This window comes from Colwellia sp. MB3u-55, assembly GCF_014076785.1.
GTDB lineage: Bacteria > Pseudomonadota > Gammaproteobacteria > Enterobacterales > Alteromonadaceae > Colwellia_A.
On record NZ_JACGUS010000122.1, the window covers coordinates 415,553 to 434,253 of the forward strand.

The window sequence follows — 18,701 nt, forward strand, 5'->3', positions numbered from 1 at the left end:
GCTTATTGAACTAGTATGATGTCGAACGGGTATAAATAGCTCGAGAATAAAGTGTTAGACCAGTTTAACTGAAATCTCTTGGGCTTTAGACTCGTCTTTATTTGAAGAGTTCATTGCTGTTCGCTTTGTTCTATCAAAAACATCACCGGCTAGTTGGCCACAAGCCGCATCAATATCATCACCACGGGTACGGCGAGTAATTACGGTTAAACCATATGACTGCAATACTTTATCAAAACGGTCAATACGTGAATTACTTGAACGTTTATAAGGCGAGCCAGGGTAAGGGTTAAACGGGATAAGATTGATTTTACTTGGTAAATCTTTCAAAGCGATAGCAAGTTCATGTGCTTGGTCAGTACTGTCATTAACATGGTCTAACATCACATATTCAATCGTTGCCTGCTTATTCGCTTTTGAACCATCAATATAACGTCCAGCTGCCGCAATAAACTCTTCTAAAGGATACTTTTTGTTTATCGGGACCAATACATCACGAAGCTCGTTGTTACCCGCGTGAATTGAAATGGCTAATGCACAATCTATTTTTTCTTTTAACATATCAAGTGCCGGTACTACACCAGAAGTGCTCACTGTTACTCGACGTTTTGAGAGGCCGTAGCCTAAATCATTTAACATAGTATCAAGCGCTGGAATTAAATTTTTCATATTTAAAAGCGGTTCGCCCATCCCCATCATAACAATATTTGTAATGGGACGTTTTCCAGCGATACGTGTCGCGCCAATATCATTAGCAACACGCCATACTTGACCGATAATTTCGCTCATAGACAAATTGCGATTAAAGCCTTGTTGCGCCGTGGCACAAAAGGTACATTCAAGTGCACAACCGACTTGCGAGGATACACATAATGTTGCGCGATCGTTTTCAGGGATCCACACTGTTTCGACTTCTTGACCACCTTCGAGGCGTAAAGAGTATTTTATCGTGCCGTCGGTTGATACTTGCTTTTCAGATATTTCTGGTGCACTAATTTCTGTTTCACGTTGTAATTTTTCACGTAATTTTTTGTTCAAATTAGTCATTAATTCAAAATCAGAGTAACCAAAATGATATATCCATTTCATCATTTGATCGGCACGAAACGGCTTTTCGCCAATTGAAGCAAAGTATTCACGCATCCCTTGATGATCCAAGTTTAATAGATTTACTTTCTTCTTTACCGCAGATACGGTCGGGCTTACAACTTCAGTCACTTCACTCATGATTCACTACTTCTCAAACAACAAAATTACAAAAAACAATTGTACAACTTTCATACAAAGCATAACAGTTTACAGATAAAATTATATCAAACCTTAACGTTTTTAATTAAATTTCTCTTTAGGTAAAACAGAGGGTTAGTAAATTAAAAAGCTTAAGGTTTATTATAACTCTAAAAATAACAAAAGGATTTTACTGGAAACAGTAAAACCCTTTCATATTTCGATTTCTACTTTAATCACAGCAAATTAAGTGAATTCAAGGAGAATGCACGGAGCTTACGTTAGTAAATGAGTACATTCGACGAAGAATTCGCAAAATTTGTGAAGATTAAAATCAGATTAACGGGTGCGTGGGCAAATTTCGTCGTCTGAGAAGAAGTAAGCAATTTCACGTGCAGCAGATTCTAAAGCGTCAGAACCGTGGGCAGCATTTTCGTCGATGCTATCAGCAAGATCAGCACGGATAGTACCAGCAAGTGCTTCAGCTGGGTTAGTAGCACCCATGATTTCACGGTTTTTAAGAACAGCGTTTTCGCCTTCTAAAACTTGAACCATAACTGGACCAGAAGTCATGAATGAAACCAAAGCACCAAAGAAAGGACGTTCGCTATGTTCAGCGTAAAAGCCTTCAGCTTTTTCTTGGCTTAAGTGAATCATTTTAGAAGCAACAATTTTTAAACCAGCAGTTTCAAAACGGTTATAAATTTGACCAATGAAGTTTTTAGCAACTGCGTCTGGTTTTACGATAGAAAAAGTACGTTCGATAGCCATGATAAGCCCTTATATATTTTAAATAAAATAGGTGTATAAATTTTGGCGCGATTATAGACGAATTTGAACAAAAAAACTAATATTATTCACTAAGTACTCTTTTTGATTTTAATGTCTTAACCCAGCCTCTAATCTTTCTAGAGATATGGGTAACGTAAGTTGCTTTTTACTTTCTAGAGCAAAAGCGATCTTACTCACCTTAGGATTTTTCATCTCATTGAGTAAAACATCATCGATTTTGAGAATAATTTAAGGTGTAAAATAAGCATACATAAAAAAACTGACATTGAGTCAGTTTTTAATATGAGTAACAAAACAATAACTACGCACTGCTTCGACGATACTGTCGATATTCTGGTTGCCAAAAGTTTTGTTCTATTTTTACGAGTAAGCTTTCATCATCGATGCGTAAAGCTAAGTTTTGATCAAAAGCTACTTTCGCGACAGCAAAGGCTATTTTTCGACTTAAACTGGCAATTTCAGTGAGTGGAGGTAAGAGTTCACCCAACCCGGTGTTGGCTAATGGTGAAGCTTCAGCAAGGGTTTCGCTGGCAACCATTAGCATTTCATCAGTAACACGGTTAATATTGGCTGAAACGATGCCCAAACCTAAACCAGGAAAAATATAACTATTATTACACTGCACGATAGGAAAAGTTTTACCTTGATATTCAACGGGTTTAAATGGACTGCCCGTTGCAACAATAACCTCACCTTGAGTCCAATTAATGACTTGTGTTGGCGTAGCTTCTACTTGTTTAATAGGATTACTAAGCGGGAAAATAATTGGCATTGGGCAGTGTGATTTCATTGCTTTAATCACTGGTTCAGTAAATAAACCGGGTACACCTGACACGCCGATTAAAATATCTGGCTGAGCATTATTCATCACTTCTAATAATGTCGCGTATCGCCCTAAAACAGCCCACGTGGAAATTGTATGAGGTGATTGCACCAGTTTTTGCTGAAAGTCTCGTAAATCAGCCATACCATCGATTAATAAACCAAAACGGTCGACCATGAAAATTTGACTGCGTGCCTGTTTTGCAGAAATACCTTCACTGACCATTTGCGCAATAATTTGTTCAGCAATACCGCAACCGGCAGAGCCACTGCCAACAAAGACAACTTTTTGCTGTGATAATGTGGTTTCTTTAGCAAGCTTACGCCCTTTAATCCGACATGCTGCTAGTAAAGTGCCGACAGTCACTGAGGCGGTTCCTTGAATATCATCATTGAAACAACAAATTTCATCACGATACTTATTAAGTAGTGGTGTAGCATTGGGTTGAGCAAAATCTTCAAATTGTAATAATACATGTGGCCAACGACGTTTCACTGCTTGAATAAACATGTCAACAAACTCGTTGTATTCTTCTTGATTAATACGTTTATGACGACGCCCCATATACATAGGGTCATTCAATAATTTTTCGTTATTGGTACCAACATCGAGCATTACCGGCAAAGTATACGCTGGGCTAATGCCGCCACAAGCGGTATAAAGTGAAAGCTTGCCTATCGGAATACCCATTCCGCCTATGCCTTGATCACCCAGACCAAGAATACGCTCACCATCGGTAACAACAATGACTTTTATTTTATTTTTTGTCGCATTACGAAGAATATCATCCATGTGATGTCTATCTTCATAAGAAATAAATAATCCACGCGAGCTACGATAAATATCTGAAAATTGCTCACACGCATCACCTACTGTCGGCGTATAAATAATCGGCATCATCTCAGCTAAGTGCGCCTGAACGAGTCTGAAAAATAAAGTTTCGTTGTTATCATGAATGGTACGTAAATAAATATGCTTATTTAAGTTAGTTCGAAACTTATTATATTGCATAAAAGCACGTTCAACTTGCTCGTCTATTGTTTCATAACGGGGTGGCAATAAGCCCATTAAGTTAAAATTAGTGCGCTCCTCTTCGTCAAAAGCGCTGCCTTTATTTAACAGGGGGGTTTCTAAAAGACTTGGACCAGCATAGTGGATATATAACGGACGTTTAATATTTATTGTCATAATAATTCTTGATGTAGACCATATGGTTGATGAATAGTCAAAATTCATGGTAGTGATATATGCAGTAGTATAAGCCAGATGAGGTTTATAAAACAATCAATTACCTAAACAAGACTAAAAATCACCCTTAAGTTTATCTGCCGCTAATCGATTTCAGAAATCCACGCTAATTGAATGGCCTCAAGTACTCTTTCCCCACAATGCTTAGGATCATCATCAAAATTATCGAGGGCTATTACCCATTGCATCAATTCTGGAAAATGTAATTTAAGTGGATCAGCATCCGGATGCTCTTCCATTAAGTCTAATGCTAACTCTAATGAGTCTGTCCAACGATATCCCATATATAACTCCAACTTTTAAAATAAAAGATTAAACCACAATGCATCTATTGCAATCATGATAATTAACCAAATAAACATTCTTCGGTATTTAAGGCAAAATTGACAATCAGTTTGCCACCATTTTTTCAATGTCTCTTTCACTTAAACAACCCACCTTAATACTTGGCCATAAGTATATACTTATGATACATCAAAGACGCTACTTCAGCAGGAAATATAATTGCTTAAGACAGGATTGATTGAAATATTATGGTTATAATCTCGTCAAGAATTTTTATCAAAAGAGCAGAGAATAAAGATGAGTGAAATTAAGTTTTCATCCGCACAAAAAGAATTACTGATTCAAAAACTACAGCACTATTTTGCAAGCGAACTTGATCAAGAGCTCGCTCAGTTTGACGCTGACTTTTTGCTTGATTTTTTTACTAAAGAAATGGGCAATCATTATTATAATCAAGGTATTTATGATGCCCAGCAATTATTAACAGAAAAACTTGATTATATTTCTGATGAAATGTACCAATTAGAAAAACCAGCCAACTAATGACCACTGAGCCAAAATAGATAAAGTAACTTTAGCCTTAGCAATATTCTTTATCCTTTATCTGTAAGGTTAATTTAAAATTGTATTATCTAGCAGAAATGATAATAAGAGTTGATTTATCACAACGATTATTCTGATAAATACGCTAATATGGCTTTACTGATTATTTGAAACACAAACTATAATGCAAATTACTGATTTAAATGACGAGCAGAAAATTCTGCCAATATTTCGCTTAGGCTTCCGACCCTTTTTTTTAGGTGGCGCTGTTTTTAGTTTAATTGCCATTACTTTATGGTTGTTAATTTATAAAGGGACCGTTAGCTTTTCACCTTACGGTGGTGGTTATTGGTGGCATATTCATGAAATGATTTTTGGTTTCGGCAGTGCCATCATTGCTGGCTTTTTACTCACCGCAGTGCAAAATTGGACAGGTATTGCCAGTGTTAAAGGTAAACCCCTCGCCGCTTTATTTTTTCTATGGCTATTAGGCCGAGTAGTCATGTTAATGCCTGACTTATTAGGGGCAACATTAAGCGCTTTGATAGATTTAAGTTTCTTATTAGCTATCGCTTATACACTCGCCAAACCCATATTAGCAATAAAACAGTATCGAAATTTATTTTTTGTACCACTCTTGGTGATGTTTACCATCGCCAATGGAGAAATGCACTTAGCAACCCTTTACCCACAAAGTGTTTCGTTGAGCTACTCAGGTTATGCCGGTGTTTTATTAGTGGTATTTTTAATGTCCGTTATGTCTGGACGTGTTGTGCCAATGTTCACCGCTAATGGAACACAAACCACGAAAACAACCCCTGCTCCTTTACTTGATAAACTTGCTAATGGCAGTTTACTGCTTGCTATGCTGATGTTGTTGTTACATCCATTGGTGGGTTTTGTACCGATGTTTTTTGGCATTATCTTAATTTTTGCTGGTTTATTTCAGTTAATTCGTTGGTTGAGATGGCGACCTTGGATAACACTGGGTGTACCACTTTTATGGTCATTACATTTCGCCATTAAATTTATTTGGTTTGGCCTTATTTTATTAGGATTTAGCTACATTATTGATGAGATCCCCAGTAATCATGTTTGGCATCTATTAACCATTGGTGGCATGGGGGGGATTATTTTAGCAATGATTTCTCGTGTTTCTTTAGGGCATTCTGGTCGACCATTAACCCCACCTAAAATGATGTCAGTCGCTTTTGCATCTATTACCCTCTCGGCTATGGCTCGGGTATTTGGGCCTTGGTTAGTTCCAGAAAAAACTTTACTCTTTGTCGATATAAGTGGTTTTTTCTGGTTGGTTGCTTTTGGACTATTTACTTTTTTCTACGGGCCAATGTTGCTAAAAGCACGAGAAGATGGGCGCCCTGGTTAAACTAAGTAACACTAATGCCATAAAATAAATATCACATGCTAAAACGGTAAACAGCAATAGATGCTGATTGCCGTTTTTTTTTATCTTGATTTCTATTAAGCTAACGACATGATTTCTTTTTGGCTACTCGCTATGCAAACCGTTTTTTTAGATCAACAAACCTTTAGTGCCAGCATTTCTTTGACCCGTATAAAGTCTCAAGTCAGTACATTAAGCTGTTATGCCACCACCACAAACATTCAAATTATTGAACGTTGTAAAATGGCTGAGATTATTATCACCAACAAAGTGTTGTTATCTAAAAATATACTCGAGCAATTACCCCAGCTAAAATTAGTGTGCATTGCCGCAACAGGTATGAATAATGTTGACCTAGTTGCAGCTAAAGCACTTAACATTGCGGTTAAAAACGTCAGTGGTTACTCACAAGCCTCAGTCAGTCAATATGTCTTTGCGCAAATGCTTGAATATTTCAGTAATACCGCACACCACAACATCAATACTCAACAAGGACATTGGCAAAACAGTGCTACTTTTTGTTTTCATGGCAAAGGAAGTCAAGAATTAGCAGGAAAAACCATCGGCATTATTGGTTTTGGCAACCTAGGTAAAGCGGTAGCAAAAATTGCTCAAGCTTTTGATATGCACGTCATGATTGCTGAACGTCCTAATGCGATAAAAATAAGAGAAAACCGTCATAGTTTTACTGAAGTATTAAATAAAGCCGATGTCATCAGCTTACATTGCCCACAAACTGAGGAGACGATAAACTTAATAAATAGTGAAACTTTAGCGCTTATGAAACCCTCGGCGTTACTGATTAATACGGCGCGAGGCGCACTGGTTAATAGTGCGGATTTACTGCAGGCATTAAAGAATAAAATCATATCTCACGCTGTGCTCGATGTATTAGAACATGAGCCTCCAACCGTGAGTCACCCGTTAATTAATGCCTTAATAAAAAAAGAAATCGATAACTTGTCGATAACCGCCCATATTGCTTGGGCCAGTATTGAGTCGCAGCAGCGATTAATTGATTTAGTCGCTTTAAATATTAAAAACTATAAAGCCGTATAAGGTTTATTTATACGGCTTTTGATAAGACACATCTAAACGAGTAGCGATACTATAAGTTCAGATGTGTGGTTGATGTTGATTAACTTTCTCTAATAAGATAATCGAATGCTGACAAGGATGCTTTTGACCCCTCACCCATCGCAATAACAATTTGCTTATAAGGCACGGTAGAAACATCTCCAGCAGCAAATATACCCGGCTCAGAAGTCTGACATTTTTCGTCAATGATGACTTCGCCATATTTAGTACATTCAACAACACCCTGTAAAAAATCACTGTTGGGTAATAAGCCTATTTGGATAAATATTCCCGACAAGCTTTGTTGCTTCATCTCCCCTGTTGCTCTATCTTCATAGGCCAGAGCAACCACTTTACCATCTTCAGCAATCACTTCTTTAGTAGCAACATTTTTAATGATGGTGATCTTTTTATGTGCTTCAGCTTTTTCTACTAATATTTTATCTGCTTTCAAGCCAGGTAAGAATTCGAAGACGGTAACATGATTAACCATACTTGCTAAATCTAATGCCGCTTCTATTCCTGAGTTACCACCACCAACCACAGCAACATCTTTACCTTTAAAGAATGGGCCATCACAATGCGGACAATAAGCGACACCAGAACCAATATTTTCTTTTTCTCCTGGTATACCAAGTTCACGCCATTTAGCCCCAGTAGCAATGATCACCGTTTTAGATTCGATAACTTCGCCGCTAGAAAGATGTAGCTTTTTCGGTAATTTACTCTCAGACTCACCTTTATCAATTTTTTCAACACGTACAAACTCTCTTGTTGTGATCTCGTAATCATTTAAGTGTGCTTGCATATTACCCGTCAGTTGTGTGCCAGTCGTTTTAGAGACTGAAATTAAGTTCTCAATACCTACGGTATCTTTGACCTGACCACCAAAACGGTCGGCAATAATAGTCACTTTTAAACCTTTACGAGCGGCATAAATAGCAGCAGCAACACCGGCAGGACCTGCACCTATAACGGTAATATCTTGTAACGATAACTGCTCATTGTCATCGCCACCGACAATGTAAGGGAAACGTTCGATAAGTTTATCGACTAATTGACCTGTGTCTATTTTTCCATTCGCAAATAATTCGCCATTAAGGTAAACACTCGGTACACCTTGAATATTACGTTCGTCTATTAAGTGCTTAAATAAGCCACCATCAATCATTTCACTGCTAATACCTTCGTTTAATAAGGCAAACTGATTCAACGATTGCACAACATCAGGACAGTTATGGCAACTTAAGGAAATAAATACTTCAAAGTGCAAATCTTCTTTGATTTTTTGCACCATTTTAGTCAAGGTGCCGTCCAATTTGAGTTCGGTACCCGATGACTGTAAAATAGCTAATATCAACGAATTAAATTCATGTCCACTGGGAATACCTGAAAAGTGGATGCCATTATTTTTACCATCGATTTCTAAGTAAAACGTAATTGGGCTGCGTAAACCATCATCACGTTCAACCAGTACTAGATTGTCTGATACTGATGTTAACTGTGTTAAAAATTCTTTTAATTCGTTACGTTTTTGATGTTCACCCGTCTGTAAAACTAGTGATACTTTGTTGGTCATATTTTGGGTATAAGCTTTTACTGCATTTAAAATATCTTCACTTAACATGGGGCTACCTCATTATTTATCTTGTTGAATTTGACATAAGAGCTGTCATCTTGTTGATTGAAATAAGGCGGAAGAAGCCTGGTTAACCAGAATAACGACTTCCACCCATAACGAGACTGCTGTCTTAGATTTTACCGACTAAGTCTAAACTTGGTGTTAAGGTTGCTTCACCTTGTTCCCAAGCTGCTGGACATACTTCACCGTCGTTTTCACGCACATATTGTGCAGCTTTTACATTACGCACCATATCTTTTGCACTTCGACCGATACCACCCGCATGAATATGGGCAACTTGAATAACACCATCTGGGTCGACTAAAAATGTACCGCGGTGTGCCATATGATCTTCTTCGATCATTACATCAAAACCACGAGTAATTGTGCCAGTTTGGTCACCAATCATCGGAAATTTAATTTTACCAATGGCTTCTGAAGAATCGTGCCATGCTTTATGTGAGAAATGTGTATCGGTTGATACCGAGTAAACTTCAACACCAAGACCTTGTAACTCTTCATATTGGTTTGCCATGTCTTCTAATTCAGTTGGACAAACAAATGTAAAATCTGCAGGGTAGAACAAAAAGATTGACCATTTGCCTTTAGTACTCTCAGATGTTACTTCAACAAACTCATCGTTATGAAATGCTTGAGCTTTAAATTCTGGGATAGTTTTGCCTATTTGAGCCATGGGTATTACCTCTGTTATTTAAAAATGTTTAGTTAAATGGTTTTGTTTTAAAAGCATGTTTGCTTTCGATGTGTGTATAGTAGATTCTGTTGAGCGATAAATAAATTTGATTAAATAGATATTAATATTCTAAAAAACAGAATTACTAAATATTTATTATGATAACTAAACAGGAAGTTTTACGAGCGTCGATTTCACGCTATCCATCAATAATATTAATATCAAAATAAGTGACCCGCGAACAAGATGACTAATTCAATAAATTAGATTATTATGGCGTCTATGTTCAATATAAATTATCGTTATAAATATGATTTCAATAAAACAGCTTCATTACGCACTCGCTATCGAAAAGACTTTACACTTCAAAAAAGCTGCAGAGGCATGTAATGTTTCTCAATCAGCGCTAAGTACAGCCATTAATGAGCTTGAAAAGCAGTTGGGAATGATGATATTTGAGCGCAATAACAAACAAGTCTTAGTCACTCAAAAGGGTCAATTGATCCTTAATAAGGCTCGCCAAGTAAAGCTGGAACTAGATGAGTTATTGCAAATTTCAAAAAACGACAATCAGCCTTTTTCTAGTTCGATGTCGATTGGTGTTATCCCAACTATAGGTCCATACCTTTTGCCTAAGGTGTTGCCCGAAGTTAGGCATCAATATCCAAATTTTAAATTGAGGATACTAGAAGAACAATCACATACCTTAGTTGATATGGTGCGAACCGGAGCGATTGATGCGGCGATATTGGCGTTACCTTATCCTATAGAGGGTTTAATGAGTTTCAGTTTTTGGCAAGAAGACTTCTATTTAGTCTGCCATAAGGATGAATGTCCACAGAAGACCCAAGAAATTACCAGTGAAGAGTTAGTGACAGAAAAGCTGATGTTGTTAAAAGATGGCCATTGCCTAAAGGAACATGCACTAGCGGCTTGTCAATTACAAAATCCAAAACAAAGTGCTGATTTTGGCTCTGCTAGTTTGCATACACTGATCCAAATGGTTGCTGGTAAACTCGGAACAACGCTTGTACCACAAATGGCCTTAGATCAGCTGACTTATAACGAATCTGAACTTCGGGCTATTCATTTAAATGAGCCAGGGCCACACAGAACAATTGCGTTAATCATTAGGCCTAATTATGTAAGAACTAGCGAGTTAAGCCTGCTAAAAGCTATTTTTACAGCACAACTTACTGCAAAGTGTAGCTAATATCATCCGTTAAATACTTTAATTAAATAGAACTATATATTAAATTTTATCAAATTTACTGAATAATGGTGTTAGGCCATAATAGTTTTATCTTAAATACATCAGGTAGCCAAAATGAAAAAAATCATTAAAAACATCAAAAAAATTTTTAAGACAACAAGTGATCAAAAAATTGGGGTTAATTGTAACTACTCAAACAACTATTATGGTGATCAGTATTGCCAAGAAAATAAGGAAAAAGGTTAATCAAAATTAATCCTTTCTCATGAACGGTTCATTTAACGCTACACAAGATTAGAAAAATTTATTAGGTGAGCCAGTCATGAAAAAATCCTTACTATATCATTAATCACCACAGCACTATTTATTGCAGCTTGCACTCAAGAAGCCGTAAATAAGTTAATATTATGCAAAAAACGATATTATTCTACAAATAACATCGCCCATATCGGTGATAGCGACTATTTTACAGATCAAAAAGTTATTACTAAACAGAAAGTTATGACTGAAAAAATGGATTTTCAAGAAAAAGCGAGTTATTTGACTTTATCAAGTGCTGTCGTCATTAAGATAAAAGTACTGATAAATAAAAAAGAGTAAGCGCCATGCAATATGCAAAAAAAGCTTTACTAACTACAAAACTATCTGTTCAACGGATGGCAAATTAATGCCTAGTTCACTTAAACACCTCAAAATAAAGAAAAGCACAGGATGATAAATTTAGGGGGTTGTGTTGCGCATAATCACTAAGGCCAAGACTTTGAGAATAGGAGTGCCTGGCGATCGCCGATTCACTAACAGTGAATCGTAATCTCGAATATGTTTGAAAAGTCCGCTGTGCTTACCCATAAATGTTCTACATACCTGTCTTGGTGTTAGATACTGTTTTTATTCATATGAGCTTGCACAAAAAATTACAAGTAATGCCCCCTTAAATAAAAAAAGTCGGGTTCTCCCCGACTTACTATAACAGACACTAACAATGTAAAAATTAGCTAGCTTTGATGTGGAATACGCCCACATCAGCTTGTGTGACTTCTACCTTGGTGCCTGCTAGCAAATGTTCATTGGCCTTTAGCTTCCAATCGATCCCTGAATAATGATATTTAGGGGTCAACTCAGGCGCTACATCTTCCACTAATATAAAACTATGACCAACCAAATCGCCTTTTACTTTTGTTGTGTCGACCTGAGTTTGCATATTCTGTAAAGGTTTCCATAACAAAATAGCGGATAATCCAGTCAGCAGGCCTGTGCTAAACATAGCCGACAACCAAGTATCTGGGATAATACCCACATACAATAAACCTGCGGTAACCACTGCAGCACAGCCTACAAAAAACAGTACAAAGGTTGAAAAACCTAACACTGCCAGTTCAATCACTAATAAAAGTATGCCGAGAATGAGCAAACTTTCAGCTAAGTTGTTGATTGCCCAATCCATATACTACCCCTTATTTAATTGATTAATAATGGTCATCGCTTGGGCTACAACACTCGCGGCTTCAGTACTGCTATCAGGCAACAATACAACAGAAGATTCTTTAGCAATCGCATGTTTGGCCTCAATGGCCTTAGTGGCTAAATCCAATTGAATGGCTTTTTGCCCTTCAGGGGTAGCAGCCGCTTCACCTACTTGTCTGAGGGCTTCTGCCTGAGCGGTGGCGACAGCTACTATAGCTTTAGCCTCACCTTCTGCTCGTAATACTTGTTCTTCTTTATCAGCTTCTGCGGCTAATACTACCGAGGCTTTAAGACCTTCAGCTCGATTAATAGCGGCCTGCCTGTCACCTTCAGACTCTAAAATTTGTGCCCGTTTGACTCGTTCAGCCTTCATTTGCGCTTCCATCGCTTCCATAACAGATTGAGGCGGCACAATATCTTTAATTTCGTAACGCAGTACTTGAATACCCCAAGGGCCGGCAGCATCATTAATCGCCGCAACGATATTGATGTTCAGCACATCTCTTTCCTCAAAGGTTTTATCGAGTTCCATTTTGCCTAATTCAGAACGCATAGTGGTCTGTGCTAGTTGAGTGACGGCGAACTCATAATCGTCAATTCCATAGGTGGCCTTATAAGGGTCAAGCACTCGAAAATACAAAACACCATCCACTGACAACGAAATATTGTCTTTGGTAATAGCGCTTTGTTCAGGCACATCTACAGCTTTTTCTTTCAACGAACGATCCGCGGAAATACGGTCAATAAAGGGTATAATAAAATTTAACCCAGCTTCTTTAGTTGACTGATATTTACCAAATCGTTCTATCACGTAAGCACGGTTTTGTGGCACAAATTTAATTGAGGTTTTAAGTAACACCACAACAAAAACTAAAACGAGTGTTTGTGCGGTCATAATATAATCGAGTAATACTTCCATTACTGCCTTCCTTTTTTGACACGGCTAGAGTTGCCGTAAATAAGATGTATGGCCAAAGCAAACAATTATCAAGCCTCACTAATCCGATAGTTTAGCGATGCGTAACTGGATTTCATAAACGCCTAACACCCACTTTTGGTTAATGAAGTGAGAACATCATCTTGATAGGCTGAGTCTGAATAACCTACAAAAAATTTGGTCAGTGGATTGAGCTTGTACAAATATAAAAGTTGCTTGCCTAATCTTATACTGTTGGCGTCTACATCAAAAGTATAATTTTGTTGGTTACGTTAAATATCAGTACACACCAACATCAGAGGTAAAAACTGGCGTTGATTGAACTGATAAGTAGTACGAAAATCAGATAGGTTGCCGGTAAAAAGCTGCTGATTATGTACATCAAGATTTTGATAAGTGCCACGCAATGTAAACTGCAAACTTTTGCCAATATTCTATTTTATAGTAAGACCAACTAACCATTGTTTATCGAAGCGGTTGTTGTCTTAGTCAATATGGTCATCAAAATGCATAAATGTACTGAAATACCACCAGAGACTTGGAGGTATTTCAAAATAAATCTGTCTTGCTGCTCATTGAATAAGGTGCTGTTGTAAGTGATACTCATAATACTTGGATCATCACGAAGCTCAACTTTATCTCGTTTTAAAAAGCTTATTTCAAAATAGGACTGCAAGCGACCATAAATGCTCAGACGTACTTCAGACTTGTTCTTGATAGTTCGTTATCATCGTTATGGCTAATATCCCAGTCATCGGATAATCTGACTTTATTCCACCACGTGTTTTCACTGTAACCGTTATAACCAGCGTCCACTAACGACTGATAACGGTCAGACAAAGAACCTAAATCTGTTAAAATACTTGCGCCACGGCTGTTGCGGTTTAGAAAAAGTTCTAATTTTGCTCCTCGTAGGTATAACTGACATGATAAGCTTTGTCACTAAAAGCGTCGGTTTTTTTCAATTGTAAAACAGTCTATAAATGGTCCTCGTCCTGCTTACAGTTGTTGTCGCAAAACTCTGTGTATAGATCAGTTGGATATTACCTATCTGAACGTAATTTTTGTGCACGAAAGGTATCGTTACCTGTTAGTTGATATTTTTCATCAATAGCATTAACGTAATTTTAATACCCTTTGCATCATGCAAAATGCCGGTCCAACCGATAAATAGCTGTTCGAAATCAACAATTATAGTTTTCTCATGCACTCATCAATGGCCAGATAACAGGCGGTAAAGCCGTTATTGAATGGTTCGCTAAACATTTTATGAAAAAGAGCTACAAACTAACGCTCAAACACAGTTATGACAGCAGAAGAAATAGAAAAATGGCCGTTCAACAAGTGCCTCAAATGTTAAGTATGTTAGTGGAGCAAGTCTTTTTTATAGTAACCAACACTCATTACACAACTGATTATATTTGAAGGACAGTAAATTAAAGCTTATTCCACTGCATTTTAAAACTGATTAGCCGCTATTATTAACTAAAAGCAGTTAAGCTATTGAGGCATTTATACGTATAACTTAACTGCTAATGTAAAAGAAAAAATAAGGGTCACTTTGAAATGAGCACCGTAAACTCTCACTAAAACCATTCATCTTTTACTTTTCCATAATGAAAATATCCCCATTGTCCAACACGTCTCAAAGGCGCAAATGGAAATTTAGGTAATTCACAATTATAAAGTGGAAGATTTTCTATTTTAGGATCAATAGCTTTTTCAGCGACTTTTTCGGCCAACCGCTTACCTGCTTGCACCGAAAATGACACGCCAGAGCCGCAGTAACCCATGCTATAAAAAACATTTTTCTTAGGGTTTTGATAAATATGAGGTAAGTCGTCTAGCGACATACAGATCCAACCTGACCAAGCATACTGGTAGTTTAACTTAGCTAACGGTGGAAAACTTGTTTTTAACACTGCCAACAAACGCTGTGCGTAATAAGGATCATCAGCAGACTTGCCCGTTATTGCGCCACGCCCACCAAATAGAATGCGGTTGTCGGGCAGCTTTCTGTAATAGTATTTTAGCGCTCGAGTATCCATCACTACATTCGACGTTAAAAAGTTACAATCGGCTAACTGCTGCTCTGACAAAGGTTCGGTGACAATAATTTGTGAAAGTACCGGCAACGTTCGATCGGTTGTTAATGAATGAAACCCTTTAGGTGTATATCCGTTGGTAGCAATAACAATCTTTTTAGCCGTAACAACACCTTGAGATGTTATCAGTTTTTGTTGGTGCCCTTCATCTAAAATATCTAACACTGGAGAGCTGGTATGAACTTTAGCGCCTGCTTCACGTGCTAATCGCTGATAGCCCCAGGCCAGTTTCAACGGATTTAAACCAAAACCGTCTTGATAACGAATCGCGCCATAAGCATTTTTATCGTCCATGTATTGTTGACGAACTTCGTTTCTCGTTAAAATCTCCACATCACTATTTTTAATACCTGCAAAGGTTTTTTGTTGCAGTTTTGCTTGGCTAATAAGCTCAGCTAATTTACTCGGCTTATGCGCTACTTTTAAAAAACCACGCGTTTGTACGTCACAGTCAATACCTTCAGCGATCAGTGATTTTACCGTTTCAACGCCAGCGCACATTTCATCATAAATGCCGCGCATCACTTCTTCACCCCATTTTTGCGCCATATCGCTATAAGACTTGCGTCCTGAAGACTTGAGAATAAAGCCAGCATTTCTACCACTACAACCCCAAGCCGTTTGATTTGCCTCTAATACATGTGCCTTAATACCATGTTCACGCGCTAAGTGTAGCGCACAAGAAAGCCCGGTATAACCAGCACCTATAATAGCAACATCAACATCTACGTCTTGATTAATTTGCCCGTCACTTGCTGGGGCATTTATTTCAACATCTGCATTTTCAGCCCAGTAACTTTTAGGATATGGGGCACCACAACCGGGAGATTTATCGTGTAAAGGATCGTACATTTTTCAAAACTACTTTAAGAAAGAAAACCACAGAAACCTTACCGTATTTATGGAAAATTTGCTAAGATCAATTTTATAAAATTACTTTATTTTAACAAATCTAAAAAATGAAAAAACAGTTTAATTCAGTAAAGTCTCAAGTCTTATACCGTAAAATGTTACCCAGCGATTTTTCAGCAATAATAGCCTTAGGCACAGCTGTTCATGGTGCTGGTTATATTGACGATTCAAACATGGGCGTCTGGTATAGAAAAGGTATATTAAAAATAGCTGATAGTAGCGAAATCAATGCAAACTTTGTCGCTTATCTAGATAACGTACTGATAGGTTTTCGCTTAACTTACGCCATTAATCAATGGGAAATTGACGCTTGGTGCAGCCCTGAATTATGGCAACAACCCAGCGAAAAAGTTTGTTATTTCAAATGTAATACGGTTGATGAGAATTATCGTGGTTACGGTGTTGGCAGTCGGCTACTCAAATTATCAACACAAGCAGCAATTAAACAAGGTGCAAATGCGGGTGTTAGTCATTTATGGAAACAAAGCCCCGGTAATAGCGCAGTAAAATATTTCACTAAATGTGGTGGCGTGTTAATTAAAGAACATCCAGAACGCTGGAATGAACTCAGTAAGCAAGGCTATGAATGCCCAGAATGCCCAGACGAATGTAATTGTGTAGCTGCGGAAATGATCATTTACTTTGAAAAATAATCATTACGCCACTCATTTGGATGACATTCAGTAACTAGCCAAATATTTTCTTAAATAATGAAGCTGGTGTTTTAATTTCAGCCACGTGATTTTGTACTAGATCCCCCTGACATTGAGTGCCTATCCTTGCAACATCGGGTAGCACTAAGGCATTAAAGTCATTGAGACTTGGATATTCAACTGCAGAATTTTTATGTTCAAAGTCTCCTGTAGCAGGGTTAAAACGGTATTCTTTCGCCCATTCAACAATATTTTCAGTGACTTGATTAATCGCTTCAACAATATACCTGACTTCTTTATCAGAGGTCGTAGGATGAAATGACGCACGTATCCAACCAGGTTTTTCAGCATAATCACCCCTATTAATTTTTTCAGTGATTTTGTTAGACGTATCATGATCAACATTCAATAATATATGACCATAAGTGCCCGCACATGAACAACCACCACGCGTTTGAACACCAAACTTATCGTTGAGCAATCGTACTACTAAATTATAATGAACATTAGGTATGTAAAAAGAAACAATAGCTAAACGGTCTTTAACATTCTTTTCTAGCATCACTACGTTGTCATTTTTGGCTAATTCAGTCATTACATAATCAGTAATTTCTTTTTCACGGGCGGTAATGTTGTTAACGCCCATAGCGTTCTTTACTTTTATCGCTAAGGCAGTACGAATACACTGTAAAAATCCAGGAGTTCCGCCATCTTCACGCATTTCAATATTATTGAAAAAGCTGTGCTCTCCCCATGGGTTGGTCCAAGTGACTGTTCCGCCTCCGGGGTGATCGGGTACTCTGTTTTTATAGAGCGCTTTATTGAAGATAAGCACTCCCGAGCTGCCAGGCCCACCAAGAAATTTATGAGGAGAGAAATAAATGGCGTCTAAACTTTGCTTGGAGTTTGTTGGATGCATATCAATATCAACATAGGGAGCTGAACAAGCAAAATCAACAAAACATAAGCCGCCGTGTTCGTGCATTTTTTCTGCTAACAAGTGATAAGGGGTTTTAATGCCAGTGACATTGGAACAAGCAGAAAACGAGCCTATTTTTACTTTTCTAGCTTGGTACTTTTCTAACAATAATTGTAGATGTTCAAGCGATGGTAAACCATGGCTGTCAGGGTCAATAATCTCTAACGTGATATCACACTCATACCAAGTAGTTTGGTTTGAATGGTGTTCCATATGGGTAATGAAAACAACGGGTTTATCATAATCATCAAACTTCACTTGCTCTTGCATACGCTCAGGAATACGTAGACCTAGAATACGTTGAAACTTATTAATAACACCGGTCATTCCTGCTTCTGCCGTGATTAATACGTCATTATCGCAGGCATTTACATGGCGTTTTATTATTTTTTGCGCATCATGATATGCATTCGTCATCGCACACCCGGTTAAATTAGTTTCGGTATGGGTATTAGCGACAAAAGGCCCTAAGGTATGGCTGATATAATGTTCAATTGGCGCATAAAGTCGACCACTTGCAGTCCAATCAGCGTAAACAATATCTAATTGCTTACCATTGATTTCATGGCTTAATGATTGACCAATGATATTATTTCTAAAAGGAAGAAAGTGATTTTCAAGTGACATGATTGACGGCTCGTACGTTGTTTCGATAAATAATTCTAGCAAAACCGCACTAATGAGCAATCAAAAACCAATTAAAACAATCAATACGCAAAATAA

Annotated in this window: 18 protein-coding genes; 6 read left to right on the plus strand and 12 right to left on the minus strand. The window is 37.7% G+C overall.

Annotated elements, in window-relative coordinates; translation table 11 throughout:
* Positions 1-54: 54 nt before the first annotated feature.
* The 4 genes from H4J66_RS18025 to iscX form a co-directional block, all read right to left on the minus strand.
* Positions 55-1,227 (minus strand): bifunctional tRNA (adenosine(37)-C2)-methyltransferase TrmG/ribosomal RNA large subunit methyltransferase RlmN, encoded by a 1,173-nt coding sequence (locus tag H4J66_RS18025; protein ID WP_182176304.1) that lies wholly within the window; start codon positions 1,225-1,227, stop codon positions 55-57.
* Between the two features lie 339 nt (positions 1,228-1,566).
* Positions 1,567-1,998, minus strand: coding sequence for a nucleoside-diphosphate kinase (ndk, locus tag H4J66_RS18030; RefSeq protein ID WP_070374808.1), 432 nt, complete (start codon positions 1,996-1,998; stop codon positions 1,567-1,569).
* A gap of 322 nt (positions 1,999-2,320) precedes the next feature.
* A complete protein-coding gene (locus H4J66_RS18035) occupies positions 2,321-4,030 on the minus strand; it encodes an NAD-dependent malic enzyme (protein ID WP_182176305.1) in 1,710 nt (569 codons plus the stop codon).
* A gap of 143 nt (positions 4,031-4,173) precedes the next feature.
* A complete protein-coding gene (iscX, locus tag H4J66_RS18040; protein ID WP_182176306.1) occupies positions 4,174-4,374 on the minus strand; it encodes a Fe-S cluster assembly protein IscX in 201 nt (66 codons plus the stop codon).
* Between the two features lie 298 nt (positions 4,375-4,672).
* On the opposite strand from iscX, the gene H4J66_RS18045 reads away from it, so the two are divergent.
* The 3 genes from H4J66_RS18045 (at position 4,673) to H4J66_RS18055 (ending at position 7,382) form a co-directional block, all read left to right on the plus strand.
* A complete protein-coding gene (locus H4J66_RS18045; RefSeq protein ID WP_182176307.1) occupies positions 4,673-4,918 on the plus strand; it encodes a DUF2164 domain-containing protein in 246 nt (81 codons plus the stop codon).
* 184 nt (positions 4,919-5,102) lie between these two features.
* Positions 5,103-6,305: an NnrS family protein gene (locus H4J66_RS18050; RefSeq protein ID WP_182176308.1), complete on the plus strand. Its 1,203-nt coding sequence runs from the start codon at positions 5,103-5,105 to the stop codon at positions 6,303-6,305.
* Between the two features lie 108 nt (positions 6,306-6,413).
* Entirely contained in the window at positions 6,414-7,382 is a 969-nt protein-coding gene (locus tag H4J66_RS18055) for a D-2-hydroxyacid dehydrogenase (protein ID WP_259368437.1), read from the plus strand.
* Positions 7,383-7,461: 79 nt separating this feature from the next.
* On the opposite strand, the gene ahpF is transcribed toward H4J66_RS18055, so the two are convergent.
* Positions 7,462-9,027, minus strand: a complete 1,566-nt coding sequence (gene ahpF, locus H4J66_RS18060; protein WP_182176309.1) for an alkyl hydroperoxide reductase subunit F — start codon at positions 9,025-9,027, stop codon at positions 7,462-7,464.
* 124 nt (positions 9,028-9,151) lie between these two features.
* Positions 9,152-9,715 (minus strand): alkyl hydroperoxide reductase subunit C, encoded by a 564-nt coding sequence (gene ahpC / locus H4J66_RS18065; protein ID WP_070374813.1) that lies wholly within the window; start codon positions 9,713-9,715, stop codon positions 9,152-9,154.
* Positions 9,716-10,025: 310 nt separating this feature from the next.
* Between ahpC and H4J66_RS18070 the strand changes: the two genes are divergently transcribed.
* Positions 10,026-10,928, plus strand: a complete 903-nt coding sequence (locus tag H4J66_RS18070; protein ID WP_182176310.1) for a hydrogen peroxide-inducible genes activator — start codon at positions 10,026-10,028, stop codon at positions 10,926-10,928.
* Between the two features lie 114 nt (positions 10,929-11,042).
* Positions 11,043-11,174 carry a hypothetical protein gene (locus tag H4J66_RS20520; protein WP_259368436.1) on the plus strand — a complete coding sequence of 44 codons (132 nt, stop codon included), beginning with the start codon at positions 11,043-11,045 and terminating at the stop codon, positions 11,172-11,174.
* 745 nt (positions 11,175-11,919) lie between these two features.
* Here the strand turns inward: H4J66_RS20520 and H4J66_RS18075 are convergent.
* The 5 genes from H4J66_RS18075 to H4J66_RS18095 all read right to left on the minus strand — a co-directional run bounded on the left by H4J66_RS18075 (position 11,920) and on the right by H4J66_RS18095 (position 16,286).
* Positions 11,920-12,372, minus strand: a complete 453-nt coding sequence (locus H4J66_RS18075; protein WP_182176311.1) for an NfeD family protein — start codon at positions 12,370-12,372, stop codon at positions 11,920-11,922.
* 3 nt (positions 12,373-12,375) lie between these two features.
* Entirely contained in the window at positions 12,376-13,311 is a 936-nt protein-coding gene (locus tag H4J66_RS18080) for an SPFH domain-containing protein (protein ID WP_182176312.1), read from the minus strand.
* A 290-nt stretch (positions 13,312-13,601) separates the two neighbouring features.
* On the minus strand, positions 13,602-13,748 hold the full coding sequence (locus H4J66_RS18085; RefSeq protein ID WP_182176313.1) for a hypothetical protein: 147 nt from the start codon (positions 13,746-13,748) through the stop codon (positions 13,602-13,604).
* A gap of 35 nt (positions 13,749-13,783) precedes the next feature.
* On the minus strand, positions 13,784-14,005 hold the full coding sequence (locus H4J66_RS18090) for a hypothetical protein (RefSeq protein WP_182176314.1): 222 nt from the start codon (positions 14,003-14,005) through the stop codon (positions 13,784-13,786).
* Between the two features lie 910 nt (positions 14,006-14,915).
* Positions 14,916-16,286 (minus strand): FAD-binding oxidoreductase, encoded by a 1,371-nt coding sequence (locus H4J66_RS18095; protein WP_182176315.1) that lies wholly within the window; start codon positions 16,284-16,286, stop codon positions 14,916-14,918.
* 107 nt (positions 16,287-16,393) lie between these two features.
* On the opposite strand from H4J66_RS18095, the gene H4J66_RS18100 reads away from it, so the two are divergent.
* Entirely contained in the window at positions 16,394-16,999 is a 606-nt protein-coding gene (locus H4J66_RS18100) for a GNAT family N-acetyltransferase (RefSeq protein WP_259368435.1), read from the plus strand.
* 34 nt (positions 17,000-17,033) lie between these two features.
* Here the strand turns inward: H4J66_RS18100 and H4J66_RS18105 are convergent, their stop codons facing one another.
* Complete coding sequence (locus tag H4J66_RS18105) at positions 17,034-18,605, minus strand: aminotransferase class V-fold PLP-dependent enzyme (protein WP_182176316.1); 1,572 nt, start codon at positions 18,603-18,605, stop codon at positions 17,034-17,036.
* Positions 18,606-18,701: the final 96 nt, after the last annotated feature.